Source organism: Streptomyces sp. GESEQ-35, assembly GCF_017948485.1.
GTDB lineage: Bacteria > Actinomycetota > Actinomycetes > Streptomycetales > Streptomycetaceae > Streptomyces.
In genome coordinates, this window is sequence record NZ_JAFFSX010000030.1 from 1 (window position 1) to 14,101 (window position 14,101).

General features: G+C 70.8%; 12 protein-coding genes and 2 pseudogenes. 2 read left to right on the forward strand and 12 right to left on the reverse strand.

What is annotated here, in order from left to right; genetic code table 11:
- Positions 1-253: 253 nt before the first annotated feature.
- The gene (locus KCH87_RS39850; RefSeq protein ID WP_210592788.1) at positions 254-1,141 is read right to left on the reverse strand and encodes a helix-turn-helix transcriptional regulator; all 888 of its coding nucleotides are present in this window, start codon (positions 1,139-1,141) and stop codon (positions 254-256) included.
- 165 nt (positions 1,142-1,306) lie between these two features.
- Here KCH87_RS39850 and KCH87_RS39855 point away from each other — a divergent pair, with 165 nt between their 5' ends.
- The gene (locus tag KCH87_RS39855) at positions 1,307-2,161 is read left to right on the forward strand and encodes a helix-turn-helix transcriptional regulator (protein ID WP_210592789.1); all 855 of its coding nucleotides are present in this window, start codon (positions 1,307-1,309) and stop codon (positions 2,159-2,161) included.
- A gap of 50 nt (positions 2,162-2,211) precedes the next feature.
- On the opposite strand, the gene KCH87_RS39860 is transcribed toward KCH87_RS39855, so the two are convergent.
- The 9 genes and pseudogenes from KCH87_RS39860 to KCH87_RS39895 form a co-directional block, all read right to left on the reverse strand.
- Entirely contained in the window at positions 2,212-2,880 is a 669-nt protein-coding gene (locus KCH87_RS39860) for a response regulator transcription factor (RefSeq protein WP_210592790.1), read from the reverse strand.
- Entirely contained in the window at positions 2,877-3,785 is a 909-nt protein-coding gene (locus tag KCH87_RS39865; RefSeq protein ID WP_308299031.1) for a histidine kinase, read from the reverse strand. Before KCH87_RS39865 ends, KCH87_RS39860 begins: the two co-directional genes overlap by 4 nt.
- 78 nt (positions 3,786-3,863) lie before the next feature.
- Positions 3,864-4,241: a hypothetical protein gene (locus KCH87_RS50575; RefSeq protein WP_308299032.1), complete on the reverse strand. Its 378-nt coding sequence runs from the start codon at positions 4,239-4,241 to the stop codon at positions 3,864-3,866.
- Positions 4,242-4,266: 25 nt separating this feature from the next.
- Positions 4,267-5,103, reverse strand: coding sequence for an ABC transporter permease (locus tag KCH87_RS39870; RefSeq protein WP_210592791.1), 837 nt, complete (start codon positions 5,101-5,103; stop codon positions 4,267-4,269).
- Positions 5,103-6,032, reverse strand: coding sequence for an ABC transporter ATP-binding protein (locus KCH87_RS39875; protein ID WP_210592792.1), 930 nt, complete (start codon positions 6,030-6,032; stop codon positions 5,103-5,105). The genes KCH87_RS39870 and KCH87_RS39875 overlap by 1 nt, the downstream gene beginning before the upstream one ends.
- A gap of 145 nt (positions 6,033-6,177) precedes the next feature.
- Positions 6,178-6,327, reverse strand: a pseudogene (locus KCH87_RS39880) (VOC family protein); the annotation flags it as partial.
- 110 nt (positions 6,328-6,437) lie between these two features.
- A complete protein-coding gene (locus tag KCH87_RS39885) occupies positions 6,438-6,989 on the reverse strand; it encodes a PadR family transcriptional regulator (protein ID WP_210592793.1) in 552 nt (183 codons plus the stop codon).
- A 31-nt stretch (positions 6,990-7,020) separates the two neighbouring features.
- Positions 7,021-9,036, reverse strand: coding sequence for an NADPH-dependent 2,4-dienoyl-CoA reductase (locus KCH87_RS39890; RefSeq protein ID WP_210592794.1), 2,016 nt, complete (start codon positions 9,034-9,036; stop codon positions 7,021-7,023).
- Between the two features lie 107 nt (positions 9,037-9,143).
- Entirely contained in the window at positions 9,144-10,268 is a 1,125-nt protein-coding gene (locus tag KCH87_RS39895; RefSeq protein WP_210592795.1) for a serine hydrolase, read from the reverse strand.
- Between the two features lie 269 nt (positions 10,269-10,537).
- On the opposite strand from KCH87_RS39895, the gene KCH87_RS39900 reads away from it, so the two are divergent.
- The gene (locus tag KCH87_RS39900; protein WP_210592796.1) at positions 10,538-12,208 is read left to right on the forward strand and encodes a sigma-70 family RNA polymerase sigma factor; all 1,671 of its coding nucleotides are present in this window, start codon (positions 10,538-10,540) and stop codon (positions 12,206-12,208) included.
- Here KCH87_RS39900 and KCH87_RS39905 read toward each other — a convergent pair.
- Positions 12,190-12,888 carry a glycerophosphodiester phosphodiesterase gene (locus tag KCH87_RS39905; RefSeq protein WP_210592797.1) on the reverse strand — a complete coding sequence of 233 codons (699 nt, stop codon included), beginning with the start codon at positions 12,886-12,888 and terminating at the stop codon, positions 12,190-12,192. The genes KCH87_RS39900 and KCH87_RS39905 overlap by 19 nt on opposite strands.
- Before the next feature lie 20 nt (positions 12,889-12,908).
- A pseudogene (locus tag KCH87_RS39910) lies at positions 12,909-14,071 on the reverse strand (adenosine deaminase).
- Between the last annotated feature and the right edge of the window lie 30 nt (positions 14,072-14,101).

Genomic DNA, 14,101 nt, shown 5'->3' on the forward strand with positions numbered 1-14,101 from the left:
CTGGTCGGAGTTCTTCAGGTCGTCCGGCACCCGCTCGGGGTTCCGCACGCCGACCACGACATTGTGACCGCCGGCCAGAGCGGCACGGGCGATTTCCGCACCGATACCGCGGGAAGCGCCGGTGACAAACCACGTAGCCATGAGAAAGCCTCTTTCGTCGATTCCCCATTTCGGGGAATTCCTGTTGACGTGTTTGAGTCTGCCTGTCGGCTACTGCGCTATGAAGGCCGCGATTTTCCTGGGAGTCCCATACCTAGGAACGCGAGGTGCCGTCCGCGGGATTCTGCTGATGAGGGATCTCAGGTGCGCTGATGGAGCCCAGCAGGGCGAGGCCGTCCGCGGAGGGGGAGCCCGGCTCTGCCTGGAGGATGACGAGCTGCTGTCCCGGAGCGCTGCGGATGGTGAGAGCCTCGTGCCGCAACTCCAGGTCGCCCACGACGGAGTGGCACATCTGCTTGACGTCGTAATGCGGGACCCGGGTGTACTCGCGTGCCCACAGGGAGCGGAACTCGCCGCTGCGCACCGACAGTTCGCCGACGAGCTCCAGGACGCGGGGATCATCGGGGGTACTCGCGGCGGTCTGCTGAAGGTCGGCGACCGCGCGATGCTTGGCCGGCTCCGCGTTCCGGTAGAAGGACTTCGCCGCGGGATCCAGGAAGAGCATGCGCAGTACGTTGTCGTGGAGCGCGAAGTCACGGTAGAGGGCGTCGGCCAGTGCGTTGGTGGCCAGCAGATCCTGGGCGTGGCCGACGATGAAGGCCGGCGTCCTGGTCCAGCTCTCGATCAGTCGCCGCAGATGCGGGCGGACACGCTCGACCCGGCCGGGGGACCTGGTGCGGCGGCGACCCGCCGGCCGGGCCAGCCGGAAGAGTTCCCGCTTGTCCTCTTCCCCGAATCGCAGCACGCGGGCCATGGCTTCCAGCACCCGGAGCGAGGGGCCGAGTTCGCGGCCCTGCTCGAGTCGGCTGTAGTAGCTCACGCTGACACCGGCCAGCGCCGCGACCTCGTCGCGCCGCAAGCCGGGCACCCTTCGGCGTCCGGCGCTGGGCAGGCCCGCGTCCGCGGGACTGAGGCGTTCCCGGCGGGAGCGGAGGAACTGACCCAGCCCTTCAACCGGGTCAGGGCGCGCGTCGTCGTCCATGCTGCTGAGGCTAGGCGGAAAACGCCCGGAAAGGCTCGGCCGACGGTGGGTGCGTCACACCCAGGATTACGACTCCCCTTTTACTCTGCGTGAAGGGCGTGCGTCCTCACGCAATTTTGCGCGACCGACACTACTCATCGGCCGGAAACCATCTAGTCTTGCCCCATGAGCAATGGAACGCCTTTGGGTGATTTCCTCAGAGCCCGCCGCGAGGCCCTCAAGCCTCAGGATGTCGGTCTGCCCGAATACGGCCGACGACGAGTGCCGGGGCTGCGCCGAGAGGAAGTCGCGCTGCTCGCCGGCGTCAGCTCCGACTACTACGTCAGGCTGGAGCAGGGGCGCGAGAACAGTCCGTCCCCGCAGGTCCTCGAAGCCGTTGCGCAGGCGCTGAAACTGGATGCGGAGGCCGCCGACCATCTCAACCGTCTCTGCCGTACGGCCCCGCAGCGCCCGCGCGACTGGGGCAAAGCGGACGTCAGCCCGCAACTCCTACAGCTCATGGACGGATGGGAGCACACCCCGGCCTTCGTCGTCGGCCCGGCCCTCGACATCATGGCGGCCAACTCCCTTGCCACGGCCCTCCACAGCGGGTTCGACCAGTTCGACAACCTCGCCCGCATGGTGTTCGTCGACCCGGCAGGGCGCGAGTTCTACCAGGAATGGGAGCGGGCCGCGCACTCCTGCGTCGCCGAGATCAGGGCCGCGTACGGCCACGATCCCGAATCGGCCCGCATCGCCGAGGTCGTGGCGGAACTGTCGGCCCAGAGCGAGGAGTTCGCCCAGATCTGGCGGATGCACGAGGTGAAGAGCAAGTCCCAGGAAGGGAAGCATCTCAAGCATCCTCAGGTCGGAGACCTGAACATCAAGTTCGCGGCTTTCACGGTCAACGGGGCGCCGCATCAGCAACTGGTGGTCTACCAGGCCGAACCGGCCGGCCCGACGGCGGCCGCCTTCGAGACGCTGAGGGCCATGGCCGCCGAGCCGAAGCATGCTCAGCCGGCCGATCTGGCCCGGGAGTAGCAGCGGCGCAGGCGCAGTTCCGGCAGTTCTCCGGGCGTGACCGGTGGCGGTCAGGACTTGGCCCTGACCAGCCCGGCGTCGTACGCCATGATCACGGCCTGGATGCGGTCGCGAGCCCCGATCTTGGCGAGGACCCGTCCGACGTGCTTCTTCACCGTGGACTCGGTGAGCACGAGCCGTTCGGCGATCTCCGTGTTCGTCCAGCCCTGGCCGATGGCGATCAGCACCTCACGTTCGCGAACGCTGAGGGTCCCCAGCCGGGGATCCGCCGGGGCGGGGGCGTCGGCCGGTGCGAGGACCTGGTGGGCGTAGGCGTCCAGCAGACGCCGGGTCAGGCGGGGGGCCACAACGGCGTCGCCGGTCGCGACGGCGTGGATGCCGGCCACGAGTTCCTCGGGGCGGGCGTCCTTGAGCAGGAAGCCGCTGGCTCCTGCGCGGAGGCCGTCGTAGGCGTATGCGTCGAGATCGAAGGTGGTCACGATGAGCACGCGGGTGCGGCCCCCAGCGGCGATGATGCGGCGGGTGGCCTCGATGCCGTCCATGCCGGGCATGCGGATGTCCATGAGGACGACGTCGGGGCGCAGTTGCGCGGCCATGCGGACGGCCTCGGCGCCGTGCTCGGCCTCGCCGACCGGGGTCAGGCCCGGCGTTCCCTCAAGGAGCATGCGGACGCCCATGCGCTGGAGGGGCTGGTCGTCGGCGATCAGAACGGTGGTCATGGCAGACTTTCTCCTGATGCCGACGGGGCGGGTGCGGAGGACGCGTCGAGTGCGACGTCCACCATCCAGCCATGTCCGGTGTCGCGTGGGCCGATGGTGACGGAGCCGCCGTACATGGCGGCCCGCTGACGGATGCCGACCAGGCCGTGGCCGGGGCCCTCGGTCCGTGGTTCAGCCCCTGTCCGTACGGATGCTTCCGGCGGTACACCCGTGTCGGCGACCCTGACGCGCACCGTAGTGGCGTCGACCGCTACGGAGACCTCGGCGGTGGAGCCCGTACCCGCGTGCTTGAGCGTGTTCGTCAGCGCTTCCTGAACGATGCGGTACACGGTGAGCTGCACACCGCCGCTCAGCGAGTCGAGATCGCCCACGGTCCGGTAGGCCACTCGCAGGCCCGCCGCGCGCACCCGCGCCAGGAGGGCGTCCAGATCACGGATCCCCGGCTGCGGGCTGAGCATCGTCACGTCGTCCTGCTCCTCGCGCAGGACGCCCAGCACCCGGCGCAGTTCGCTCATGGCCTGGCGGCCGGTGTCGCCGAGGATGCGCAGGGTCTCGGCGGACTGCTCGTTCCTGTTGGCGGCGAGGGTCGCGGCGCCGTCGGCGACACTGACCATGACGGAGAGGTTGTGGCCGACGATGTCGTGCATCTCGCGTGCGACCCGGGAGCGTTCGGCGGCGGCGGTGAGCCGGACGCGTTGCTCGTGCTCGATCTCCAGGCGCCTGGCACGGTCCTCCAGCGCCGCCAGATACATCTGGCGGATACGGAGCGTCAGGCCGATGGCGGTGGCCGCCGTCACCGTCCCCAGCAGGAAGAACAGGCCGCGCAGCGGATTGTCGACCGGCACCAGGACCCAGACGCACAGAATCAGGTTGGCGGCAGCTGTCGCTACGGCCCAGCCCAGCACCCGCAACGAACCCTGCCGAGCCAGGGTGTACAGGGCGATGAGGAGGCTGACGCCGGCCGGCTGCCAGACGCCCAGCGATCACTGGGCCAGGGACACCAGCGAGATCACGAAGAACGTGACGGCCGGTGCCCTGCGCCGCCACCACAGCGGAACGGCGAGTGCGGCGGTGAAGGCGAACAGGACTCCGGTCGGCACCTGGGCAGGGGAGTCCGTGTCCCCGAAGGGTGAGTTGCCGCCGCCCCCCAGCAGGTCGGGGAGGCTGACGAACACGACGAACAGCACCACCGCGGTGTCGAGCAGCCACGGATGCCGGCGGTCCAGCCGGTGCCGGTCCTGCTGGCCCCGCCACATGCGGCCCAGGACCGGGTGCGCCCAGGCGGCGTCGAAACCAGGGGGCGGCGGGAGCGCCGCCCCCTGGCGGGTGTCCGCGGCGGCTGCCGCGCGTTCCGCGCTCATGGACACCATTGTCCTCGTGCCCTGGTCAGGCGTCGGTCCGGACGAGCCGGAAGGCGGCCCCGGCGAGGGTCAGCGCCACCCAGCCGGCGAAGACCGCGAGCCCAGCGCCGGGTGAGAGGGCGTCGGAGGACTGTTGCACGGTGTAGATGGCCGACCCCGCGTTGCTGGGGAAGTAGGGGCTGAGCGTGTCGTACCACGAGTCGGGCAGCAGCGAGGCCAGGCCGGGCAGGATCAGCAGGACGCCGACCAGGGCCGCGATGGCCCCGGCGGAGGAGCGGATCAGCACGCCCAGGGCCACACCGAACACGGCCACCAGACCGAGATAGACCCCCGCGCCGGCCAGACTGCGCAGTACGCCGTCGTCGCCCAGGGTCAGCGCGATCTTCTCGCCGTCCAGACCGGGAGTGCCCAGCAGGAAGGCGGCCAGCGCGCCGACGGTGGTGAGGACCAGGGCGATGGGCCCGATCACGGCGGCCTTGGACCACAGGACCGGCAGCCGTCGCGGAACCGCGGCCAGCGTGGACCGGATCATGCCGGTGCTGTACTCGCCCGCGGACAGCAGCACCCCGAGCACGCCGATGGCCAGCGACGCGAAGGTCACGCCGGTCAGGGCCAGACTGACGGCGTCGCTGTCACCGCCGGACCCAGGGCCGGGCGGCCCGTCACCGGCGACGGCGTCCGGACTGTATGTATAGCTGGCGATCGCCCCGAACAGGATCAGCAGGAACACGGCGACGCCCAGAGTGATCCAACTGGAGCGGAGCGACCAGAACTTGGCCCACTCCGAGCGGAGCACCCGGAGGCCGGTCACTTTGTAGTTCGTCGTGCGGGCAGGGGCGGGGGCGAGGCTGGTGACAGTCATCAGGCGGCCTTTCGCTCGGCGTCGGCCGGAGCACTCTGGTACTCGACGGCGTCGCGGGTGAGGTCCATGAAGGCCGCCTCCAGGGACACTGACTGCGGGGTGAGTTCGTACAACGCCACCCCGTGCTGAGCGGCGATCGCTCCGATCTCACGGGAGTCACGTCCGCTGACCAGCAGTTCCTCGTCGGAGGACGAGCTGATCGTGACGTCCGGGCCGGCCAGCAGCGAACGCAGCCTCACGGCCTCGGCGGTGGCGACCCGCACACCTCCGCCGCCGGCCTCCCTGGTGAAGTCGTCGACCGTGGTGTCCGCGAGCAGCCGGCCGCGCCCGATGATCACCAAGTGGTCGGCGATCAGCGCGGTCTCGCTCATCAGGTGCGAGGACAGCATCACGGCACGGCCCTCGTCGGCCAGTTGACGCAGCAGGTTGCGCACCCACAACACACCTTCGGGGTCGAGGCCGTTGACCGGTTCGTCGAGCATGACGATCGCCGGGTCGCCGAGAAGGGCCGAGGCGATGCCGAGCCGCTGGCCCATGCCGAGCGAGAAGGCGCCCACGCGCTTGCCGGCCACGCTGGTCAGTCCGGCCAGTTCGATGACCTCGTCCACCCGGCGCCGCGGAATGCCGTGGGTGTACGCGAGCGCCATCAGGTGGTTGAACGCGCTGCGCCCGGGGTGGACGGACTTGGCCTCCAGCAGGGTGCCGACCTCGTGCAACGGTGCGGCGTGCTGGGCGTAGGACCGGCCGCCCACGGTGACCGAGCCCTTGGTGGGGGAGTCCAGGCCGACGATCATGCGCATGGTCGTGGACTTGCCCGCGCCGTTGGGGCCGAGGAAGCCGGTCACCTCACCGGGCTTGACGGTGAAGCTCAGGTGGTCGACGACCGTCTTGTCGCCGTACCGCTTCGTCAGCTCACGCGCTTCGATCATGGAAGTGGGCCCTTCTCGCCTCGAACTCGGCCGCGGACGTACCGCGGTGTCTGCATTCGAAGCTAAGAGCGCCACACGTCAGGACTCTGGGACCACAGGGGAATCCTCGGCGCCCGAGTGGTACCCCGGTACCACTGGGACCACGTCAGCGCTGCCCGAGCGGAGCCGGCGCCTCCTGGACCACCCAGCCGTTGCCGTCGGGGTCGTTGAAGAAGAGGAAGGAGTTCCAGGTCTCCCCGCCCCTGCCGTCCTCCCAGCCGGACGACCCCACATGCTGGACCGCGCTCACGACTACCTCAAGGGTCCATTCCATACCCGGCACGCTACAACGCGCCCCAAAGGGGCGCGGGGAACTGCGCGACCAGCCACGACGGCGCCGCAGCGACCCGACGGCCTCTCGCGGCACTACCCAGCGGAGCGATCCGGCATCGCCGCGACCTCCTCCACCGCCCGCGTCAGCCACCCCGTCCAGAAGGTCTCCAGGTCGATCCCGGCCCGCAGCACCAGATGCCGCAACCGGTCCTCGGGACTGTCCTTACCCGGAGGGAAGTCGCGCCGCTCGATATCCTCGTACTCGGCCAACTGCCGCCGGTGCAGCGCGAGATGGCGGCGCAGGTCGGCCTCAAGCCCCTCCGTTCCGACCACGGCCGCGGCGCGCAGCCGCAGCAGCAGCGCGTCGCGGTGCGGCTTGGGGTCCTGGGCGGCGGCCGTCCAGCGCGCCAGCTCGGCGCGACCGGCGGGCAGGACCTCGTAGCTCTTCTTCTGCCCGCGGGTCGGCTGCGCGGAGGCCAGCGCGCGGATCTGGCCGTCGGCCTCGAGTTTTCCCAGCTCGCGATAGATCTGCTGATGCGTCGCCGACCAGAAGTAGCCGATCGACCGGTCGAACCGCCGGGTCAGCTCCAGCCCCGAGGAGGGCCTTTCCAGCAGGGCGGTCAGGATCGCGTGCGGCAGGGACATGCCGCACATCCTAAGGACGGCCGTACGACCGTCAGAGCGCCGCCGCCAGCTCCGTGCCCTGCTTGATGGCCCGCTTGGCGTCCAGTTCGGCGGCAACGTCGGCGCCGCCGATGAGGTGCACGCTGCGTCCGGCGGCGACCAGGGCGTCGTACAGCTCCCGCCGCGGCTCCTGCCCGGTGCACAGCACGATCGTGTCGACCTCCAGGACCGTGCTGGTGTCGCCGACGGTCACATGCAGTCCGGCGTCGTCGATCCGGTCGTAGCGCACGCCCGGGACCATGCGCACGCCGCGGTGCTTGAGCTCGGCGCGGTGGATCCAGCCGGTGGTCTTGCCGAGGCCCGCGCCGACCTTGGACGTCTTGCGCTGGAGCAGATGCACCGTGCGGGGCGGGGCCGGGCGTTCGGGTGCGGTGAGTCCGCCGGGGCCTTCGTACGTCATGTCGACGCCCCAGTGGCGGAAGTACGTCGCCGGGTCCTCGCTCGCCTTGTCGCCGCCGTCGGTGAGGTATTCGGCGACGTCGAAGCCGATGCCGCCCGCGCCGAGGATCGCGACGCGGTCGCCGACGGGGGCGCTGTCGCGCAGGACGTCGAGGTAGCCCACGACGCTCGGGTGGTCGGCGCCGGGGATGTCCGGGGTGCGGGGGGTGACGCCGGTGGCGACGACGATCTCGTCGTAGCCGGACAGGTCCTCGGTGGCGACGCGGGTGTTGAGGCGTACGTCGACACCGTGCGCGTCGAGCTGGTGGCGGAAGTAGCGCAGCGTCTCGTCGAACTCCTGCTTGCCGGGGACCCTGCGGGCCACGTTGAGCTGGCCGCCGACCTCGCTCGCGGCGTCGTACAGCGTCACCTCGTGGCCGCGTTCGGCGGCGCTCACGGCGCAGGCGAGTCCGGCCGGGCCCGCGCCGACGACCGCGACGCGTTTGCGCAGCCGGGTGGGGGACAGCATCAGCTCGGTCTCGTGGCAGGCGCGCGGGTTGACCAGGCAGGAGGTGATCTGCCCGCTGAAGGTGTGGTCGAGACAGGCCTGGTTGCAGCCGATGCAGGTGTTGATCGCCTCGGGGCGGCCGGCCGCGGCCTTGGCGACGAAGTCGGGGTCGGCGAGCATCGGACGGGCCATCGACACCATGTCCGCGCCGCCGTCGGCGAGCAACTCCTCGGCCAGTTCCGGGGTGTTGATGCGGTTGGTGGTGACGAGGGGGATCGAGACCTCGCCCATCAGCCGCTTGGTGACCCAGGTGTAGGCGCCGCGCGGCACGGAGGTGGCGATCGTGGGGATACGGGCCTCGTGCCAGCCGATGCCGGTGTTGATGATCGTCGCTCCGGCCGCCTCGACGGCCTTGGCCAGCGTGACCACCTCGTCGAGCGTCGAGCCGCCCGGCACCAGATCCAGCATCGACAGCCGGTAGATGACGATGAAGTCCTCGCCGACCGCCTCCCGCACCCGCCGGACGATCTCGACGGGGAGCCGCATGCGGTTCTCGTACGAGCCGCCCCAGCGGTCGGTGCGGTGGTTGGTCTGCGCCGCGATGAACTCGTTGATCAGATAGCCCTCTGAGCCCATGATCTCGACCCCGTCGTATCCCGCCTGCCGGGCGAGGCGGGCGGCCCGTGCGTAGTCGTCGATCGTCCGCTCGATGTCCTCGTCGGTGAGCTCGCGCGGCGGGAAGGGGCTGATGGGCGCCTGGAGGGGACTCGGGGCGACGAGGTCCTGGTGGTACGCGTACCGGCCGAAGTGCAGGATCTGCATCGCGATCCGCCCGCCCTCGCGGTGCACGGCCTCGGTGATCACCGTGTGCTGCGCCGCCTCGGCGTCGGTGGTCAGCTTCGCGCCGCCCTCGTACGGCCGTCCCTCGTCGTTGGGCGCGATGCCTCCGGTGACGATCAGCCCCACACCGCCGCGCGCCCGGGCGCCGTAGAACGCGGCCATCCGCTCGAACCCGCGCTCTGCCTCCTCCAGCCCGACATGCATCGAGCCCATGAGCACGCGGTTGGGAAGCGTGGTGAAGCCCAGGTCGAGCGGGCTCAGCAGGTGCGGGTAACGGCTCATTGGGGGTCTCCGGGTGCTCCGGTGCGGGGGTCGTCCTCACTGTTGTAGAGGACGGCTCCCCGATTATGCAACTAGTTGCACAAGTGGCCTCGGCCACGCACCCCGGGCTACTTGAGTGCCGCCAGGACGATCCGCTCCGCGACCGGGTTGATCGATTCGTCCTTGGCGTTCGTGTCGTTGATCGAGTAGACGATGGTCCGGCTCAGGCCGCGGGTCGCGCCGATCGCCGTGCTGTAGCCGTACCGGGCGCCGGTCTTGATCCAGTAGACCTTGCCCCCGAACTCGTACCGCTGGAGCCCCGCGCTCATCGTCGCGTCCTTGATGCGCGGCACGGTGAACATCTCCCGCAGCTGCGGCTGCGGCACGATCCGCCCCCGGAAGAGCGCGTCGATGAGCCGTTCCAGGTCGGCGGTCGTGGAGATCATGTCGCCGGCCGCCAAGCGGTCCGCCTGGTTCCACTCGGTGACGTCGACCAGCCGGGTCGTCCCGTCCGGCTGCTTCATCGCCTGGTAGCCGCGGTTGTGCGGGCCGAGGATGCGCGGATCGGTGCCGGGGAAGTACGTGTCCCGCATCCCGGCGGGGCGCAGCACAAGCCGGGATGCCTCGGCGGCGTACGAGTGTCCGGTCACCTTCTCGATCAGCAGGGCGAGGACCGTGTAGTTGATGTTGAGGTAGCGCTGCCGCTTCCCGGGGCGGAACTCCGGCCCCTTCGCCACCGCCGATGCCACCACCTGCCGCGGCGGCAGCGTGTCGAAGCGGTGCGCATACGGATCCGCGAAGCCGTCACCGGGCTGGATACCGCTGGTGTGGTTCAGCAACTGCCGTACGGTGATGGGCTCGAAGCGCCGGTCCAGCAGGCCGGGGAGGTAGTGCTGGACGGTCCGGTTCAGGTCGACCCTGTCCTTGGCCGCGAGCCGGAGGACGACCGCAGCCGTCACCACCTTCGTCGTCGAACCGGCCCGGAACCGCGCGTCCGGGTCCGCCGCCCGGCCGCTGTCCAGGTCCCGCACGCCCGCGCTCCCGCGCCAGCTGCCGTCGGTGCCGCCGATCCGGACCAGGGCCGCCGTCGCGTCCGCGTCCGGGAGCCCGGCGATCGCCGCGGACAGGGCCTTGGCGTCCGGGCTCGTCGTGGCGCGGGCGGAGGCGGACGGGGGCGCGGACAACGCGGGGGCGGCCAGCGGGCCGGCGGTCAGGGCGACGGCGAGCGAGGCGGCGAGGACAGCTGTGCGCATGGGCTGCTCCTGAGGTGAGGCCGGGGTGTTTGTGACGATCCTCCGGGTGTACGAGGGTGACCGGATCGTCAGCGAGGAGGGCGCCCACCCTGATGGAACCCCGAGCAACTCTCGTGTGTATCAAGGGAGTTGTCGGGGATCGCCCCTACGGGAGCCGCACCGGCGCCGAAAAAGTGTTATCGGTGTCGCCTCCGCCCCGTCTCCATATCTGTGATCTTCCTCATGGCGAGTCACGCGGTCGCTGCTGAGAAGGTGCGTACGGACACGGAATGACACATGAGAGGACGGATGTGGAAGGGCGGCAGTGGCGCTCCACGATCGCGGCCGCGCAGGCCGGTGACCGGCAGGCGCTGGACGAGCTGGTCTCGGGCTGGCTGCCGCTGGTCTACAACATCGTGGGCCGCGCCTTGAACGGTCACGCCGACGTCGACGACGTCGTGCAGGACACCATGCTGCGCGCCGTCGACAACCTCGGCTCGCTGCGCGACCCGGACAGCTTCCGGTCCTGGCTGGTGGCGATCGCCATGCGGCAGATACGGGACCGGGCACGCCGCAGGCAGCCCGACCGACTGGACGAGTCCGCCACGCACGAGGCCGCCGACTTCGCCGAACTCACCGTCCTGCGGCTCCAGTTGGAGGGACAGCGGCGCGAGGTCGCGGAGGCGGCGCGCTGGCTCGACGACGAGGACCGGCAGTTGCTGTCGCTGTGGTGGCTGGAGGTCGCGGGCGAACTGACCCGACGCGAGCTGGCCTCGGCCGTCGGCATCAGCCGCCGGCATGCGGCCGTGCGCGTCCAGCGGCTGAAGGAACGTGTGGAGACCGCGCGCGGCATCGTGCGCGCCCTCGACGGCGCCTGCCCCGAACTGCGCGAGCTGACCGCCCGCTGGAACGGCCGCCCCGACTCCGTCTGGCGCAAGCGGCTGGCCCGGCACCTCCGCGGTTGCGGCTACTGCGGCGACGCCCGCGAGTCCGTCGTACCGGCCGAGCGGCTCCTCGTCGGAATCGCGCTCGTGCCGCTGCCGGTCGGCTTCACGCTGTCGCTGGCCTTCGGCGGCAAGACGGCCGTGGCCGCCACCTCCGTCGGCTGGTCCGCCAAGGTGCTGGGCGCGCTGACCAAGCCCGCCGTCGCGATGACGGCCGGCGCGAGCATCGTCGCGGGCGGCGCGTACGTCGTCACCCAGCCCCCGGACGACCCGCCCCCGCGCGCGGCGGCACCGACCGCGGCGAGCACGGCCCGCCCGCCGTCCCCCTCCGCGTCCGCCTCGCCGACGCCGTCGCCCTCGCCGTCCCCGACGAAGAAGCCCGAGCTGTACGGCACCGTCGTGGACGCCGTCGACACGGCCCCCGACCCGAACACACCGCCGGGCGCCTTGCCGCACCGCCCCGAGTCGGGCATCACCAGCACGGGCGGCCGGCAGGCCGTCATGCAGCACCGCGGCGAGAGCGTGACCCTCAGCGGTCAGGGCTACGTCCTGGTGCGCTGGCAGATCGCACCGGACGACCGGTCCGGCGGGCTGGCCATGCCGACCTGGACCGGTCTGAAGGGCAAGCTCTTCCACGTCGCGTCCGGGGGAGGCCGCCGGATGGACGACGTCATCGGGGACGGTTCCGACCGCGGCTACGTCACCGGCATGGGTGGCCCCGACATCGGCTACACGGTCCTGCCCGACGGCACCCAGCAGATGTGGCAGAACGAGTACTTCTACGTCGACGGCACCGTCACCCTCAACCAGAACGAACGCGGCGCCTCCTACGGCCTGACCGTCTTCCCATCGAGCTGGGACAAGGCGAACGAGGACGTCCGCTACGGCCCTCCCCAGGGCGCCATCCGCTATGGCCTCGTCCGCGACAACGGCAAGGACACCGCCCCCGTACCGCAGTACGTCACCCGCACGACCCCGGCCGACCCGGCGACGGTGGCTCAGCGCTCGCGCGTGTAGTTCCCGCGCAGGGCACAGAGGGCGTCGACCCGGTTCGTCGTGATCGAGTCGACGCCCATGTCGAGGAGGCGGCGCATGGAGCGGCGGGTGTCGGGGGTCCAGACGGAGACCAGGTAGCCGTCCGCGTGGATGCGGGTGGCGAGATCGCGATCCACCAGTGGGAAACGGTAGTTGAGCCACCGCGGCCGCACCGCGTCCAGCAGCGCGGGGCGCGGTGGCGCCAGCGTCGTCCAGGTGAGCGCGATCTCGGCCGCCGGGTCGGCGGCGCGTACGGCGAGCATGGCGGGGGCGCCGGCGCAGTAGTACACGCGGTCGGCCGCCCCCGACTCCCGTACGACGTCCACGACCCGGCGCGCCGCCTTCTCGCTGGGCTCGCCGGGCAGGTCGAGCATGATCCGGCTGCCGTTGGTGGCGGTCAGGGCCTCCGCCAGCGTCGGCACTCCGCCGTCCGTGAGGCCGTGCACCTCGGCCGCCGACAGTGAGCCGAGCGGCCGGTCGTGCTCCCACAGCCGCTTGAGCGTGTCGTCGTGCAGCAGCACGGGCACGCCGTCCCGGGTCAGCCGTACGTCGGTCTCGACGGCGTCCGCACCTCGTCTGATCGCGGACCGCAGCGAGCCGAGCGTGTTCTCGCGGAGCCGGTAGGGGTCGCCGCGGTGGGCCACGGCGGTCACGTTCTGCATGGGCCTCATTGTTCTGGAGGTCAGGGCGCGAGCCAGGCCGAGGTGAAGGTGTCGATCTCGTCCTTGATACGGGCCTTGCCGGGCTCGTCGAGGAAGGACGCCTCGACCGCGTTCTTGGCGAGGCCGGCGAGGCCGCGCTCGTCGAGTTCGAGGAGCCGGGCGGCGACCGCGTACTCGTTGTTGAGGTCGGTGCCGAACATCGGCGGGTCGTCGGAGTTGATGGTGACGAGGACCCCGGACCGCACGAACTCCTTTATGGGGTGCTCGTCGAGGGTGCGGACCGCGCGGGTGGCGATGTTGGAGGTCGGGCACACCTCCAGCGCGATGCGGTGCTCGGCGAGATGCGCGAGCAGCTTCGCGTCCTGCGCGGAGCTGGTGCCGTGCCCGATGCGCTCGGCCCGCAGCTCGGTGAGGGCGTCCCACACCGTCTCCGGGCCGGTCGTCTCACCGGCGTGCGGCACCGAGTGCAGCCCGGCGGCCAGCGCCCGGTCGAAGAACGGCTTGAACTGCGGCCGCGGTACGCCGATTTCGGGCCCGCCGAGCCCGAACGACACCAGCCCCTCGGGGCGCAGCCGGTCGTCGGTGGCCAGCCGCGCCGTTTCCTCGGCGGCCTCCAGACCGGCCTCGCCGGGAATGTCGAAGCACCAGCGCAGCACGGTCCCGAAGTCGGCCTCGGCCGCCTTGCGTGCGTCCTCGATCGCGTCCATGAAGGCACCCTCGTCGATGCCGCGGCGGGTCGAGGAGTACGGCGTGATGGTCAGCTCGGCGTAGCGCACCTGCTGGCGGGCCATGTCCCGGGCCACCTCGTACGTCAGCAGCCGTACGTCCTCCGGTGTGCGGATCAGGTCGACGACGGACAGGTACACATCGATGAAGTGGGCGAAGTCCGTGAAGGTGAAGTAGTCGGCCAGGGCCTCGGGGTCGGTCGGGACCTTGGAGTCGGGGTGGCGGGCGGCCAGCTCCGAGACGATCCGCGGGGAGGCGGAACCGACGTGATGCACGTGCAGTTCGGCCTTGGGCAGTCCGGCGATGAAGGCGTGCAGGTCGCGTGGTGCGCCCGCGGCTTCTGCGGCTACGTGTCGGGTCAAGGTTCCTCCCCGGAACGGCGTCCCCGGCCGGTGTCCGGCGGGACGCGGGTGATCGGCTGATCGATGACTCGGGGATCATCGTAGGCCGGACCCACGCGGTCGTGGCACGGGCCGTAGCATGACGG

Bases quoted from the DNA above. Each gene is read 5' to 3' on its own strand.
- KCH87_RS39875 (WP_210592792.1), bottom strand. From the start codon at position 6,032: ATGATCGAAGCGCGTGAGCTGACGAAGCGGTACGGCGACAAGACGGTC.
- KCH87_RS39890 (WP_210592794.1), bottom strand. From the start codon at position 9,036: ATGAGCCGTTACCCGCACCTGCTGAGCCCGCTCGACCTGGGCTTCACC.
- KCH87_RS39870 (WP_210592791.1), bottom strand. From the start codon at position 5,103: ATGACTGTCACCAGCCTCGCCCCCGCCCCTGCCCGCACGACGAACTAC.
- KCH87_RS39895 (WP_210592795.1), bottom strand. From the start codon at position 10,268: ATGCGCACAGCTGTCCTCGCCGCCTCGCTCGCCGTCGCCCTGACCGCC.
- KCH87_RS50575 (WP_308299032.1), bottom strand. From the start codon at position 4,241: ATGAGCGCGGAACGCGCGGCAGCCGCCGCGGACACCCGCCAGGGGGCG.
- KCH87_RS39855 (WP_210592789.1), top strand. From the start codon at position 1,307: ATGAGCAATGGAACGCCTTTGGGTGATTTCCTCAGAGCCCGCCGCGAG.
- KCH87_RS39860 (WP_210592790.1), bottom strand. From the start codon at position 2,880: ATGACCACCGTTCTGATCGCCGACGACCAGCCCCTCCAGCGCATGGGC.
- KCH87_RS39885 (WP_210592793.1), bottom strand. From the start codon at position 6,989: ATGTCCCTGCCGCACGCGATCCTGACCGCCCTGCTGGAAAGGCCCTCC.
- KCH87_RS39905 (WP_210592797.1), bottom strand. From the start codon at position 12,888: ATGCAGAACGTGACCGCCGTGGCCCACCGCGGCGACCCCTACCGGCTC.
- KCH87_RS39850 (WP_210592788.1), bottom strand. From the start codon at position 1,141: ATGGACGACGACGCGCGCCCTGACCCGGTTGAAGGGCTGGGTCAGTTC.
- KCH87_RS39900 (WP_210592796.1), top strand. From the start codon at position 10,538: ATGACACATGAGAGGACGGATGTGGAAGGGCGGCAGTGGCGCTCCACG.